Origin of the sequence: Actinosynnema sp. NPDC023658 (assembly GCF_040639995.1) — a bacterium.
Lineage (GTDB): Bacteria > Actinomycetota > Actinomycetes > Mycobacteriales > Pseudonocardiaceae > Actinosynnema.
In genome coordinates this window covers 1-1,858 of the sequence record NZ_JBFAAX010001049.1, presented here as the reverse complement: position 1 = coordinate 1,858, position 1,858 = coordinate 1, and the positions used below count along the sequence as shown (strand labels likewise).

Annotated in this window: 3 protein-coding genes; all 3 read right to left on the bottom strand. The window is 73.7% G+C overall.

Annotated elements, in window-relative coordinates:
- Positions 1–768 (bottom strand): ATP-binding cassette domain-containing protein (locus AB0G02_RS37915; protein WP_360804650.1); only part of this gene is annotated, 768 nt, incomplete at its 3' end.
- Between the two features lie 121 nt (positions 769–889).
- Positions 890–1,561: a response regulator transcription factor gene (locus tag AB0G02_RS37910; protein WP_360804647.1), complete on the bottom strand. Its 672-nt coding sequence runs from the start codon at positions 1,559–1,561 to the stop codon at positions 890–892.
- On the bottom strand, positions 1,558–1,858 hold a 301-nt coding region (locus tag AB0G02_RS37905), incomplete at its 5' end, for an ATP-binding protein (protein ID WP_360804644.1). The genes AB0G02_RS37905 and AB0G02_RS37910, both read right to left, overlap by 4 nt.

The following is a 1,858-nucleotide window of genomic DNA, read 5'->3' as shown; positions in this document are numbered from 1 at the left end:
CGGTTCGAACACCGCGCGCGGCCCGTCCACGTCGACCACCCGGACGCCGGGCACGTCCCGCACCCACCCGGCGTCGGACGCCACGACCAGCTCGAACCGGGTGGTGCCGTACCGGGCGCGCAGCTCGTCCCGCGCACCGGCGGCGGCGATCCGGCCGCCGGAGATGATCACGACGTCGTCGCACAGCCGCTCCACCACCGACAGCTGGTGGCTGGAGAACAGCACGGGCACGCCGTTCGCCGCCCGTTCCCGCAGCACGCCGAGCACGGTCTCGACGGCGATCGGGTCCAACCCGGAGAACGGCTCGTCCAGGATCAGCATCGCCGGGTCGTGCACCAGCGCGGCGGCGATCTGCGCCCGCTGCTGGTTGCCCAGCGACAGCTCCTCGAGCTTGTCCTTCGCCCGGTGCCCCAGCTCCAGCTGGTCGAGCAGCCGGTCGGTGTTGCGCCGCGCCGCCTCCCGGTCCAGGCCGTGCAGCTGCCCGAGCCAGCAGATCTGCTCGGCCACGCCCATCTTCGGGTACAGGCCGCGCTCCTCGGGCATGTACCCGAACCGCTGCCGCACCGCGCCGGTCACCGGCGAACCCCGCCAGGCGACGGTGCCGCCGTGCGCGGCGAGCACACCCAGGACGATGCGCATGGTGGTGGTCTTGCCGGACCCGTTCGCGCCCAGGAACCCGGTCATGCGGCCGGGTCGGACCTCGAAGGACACCCCGTCGAGGACCCGGTGGTCGCCGAAGCTCCGGCTGACCGACGTGACTGTCAACATGACGGGAACGCTAGGCGGCGGGCGGTCGCGGCACGTCCGGCGCGAGATCGACCGCCGGGGTCCTCCTCGCGGAGGACTCCCTCGGCGCCCGGTCGTGATCCCGGCGCCCGGCGACGACCCTTCAGGCCCGGCCCGGCTCCACGATCCCGTGCTCGTAGGCGAACACCACGGCGTGCGTGCGGTCGCGCAGGCCGAGCTTGGCCAGGATGCGCGACACGTGCGTCTTCACCGTGGTCTCGCCCAGGTACAGCGCGGTGGCGATCTCCGCGTTGCTCGCGCCGCGGGCGAGGTGGACCAGCACCTCGAACTCGCGGTCGGTCAGCTCCGGCGGCCGTCGTGACGGCGTCGCCGGCCCCGGCGCGGTGAACCGGGCGATGACGCGGCGGGTGACCTCCGGCGACAGCAGGGCGTCGCCCCGGGCGACGACCCGGACCGAGTCGACCAGGTCCTCCGGCGAGGCGTTCTTGAGCAGGAAGCCGCTCGCACCCGCCCGCAGCGCCTCGAACAGGTAGTCCTCGCGGTCGAACGTGGTGAGGATGACGACCTTGATCGCGTGGCCCGCGCCTTCCGGGCCGAGGATGCGCCGGGTGGCCTCCAAGCCGTCCACGCCGGGCATCTGCACGTCCATCAGCACGACGTCCGGCCGCAGCCGCCCGACCACGTCCACGGCTTCGATGCCGTCCCGCGCCTCACCGACGACCTCGATGCCGTCCTCCGTGCCGAGGATCACCCGGAAGCCCGCCCGGACGAGGTCCTGGTCGTCGGCGAGCACCACGCGCAAGGGGGTCGTCATGCGGGGAACCTCGCACGGACCCGGTACCCGGCGTCACGGCGGGGTCCGGCTTCGAGCTCGCCGCCGTGCACCGCCACCCGCTCGCGCATCCCCACCAGGCCGAACCCGGTGCGGCCGGACGTGCCCGACCCTCCGCGCCCGTCGTCCGCGACCTCCACCTCCAGCGACTTCTCCAGGAACCGCACCCGCACGTCGGCCCGGCGCGCGTCCGCGTGCTTCACCACGTTGGTCAACGACTCCTGGACGATCCGGTACACCGACAGCGCCACGCCTTCCGGCACGGGCCGCGGTTCGCCG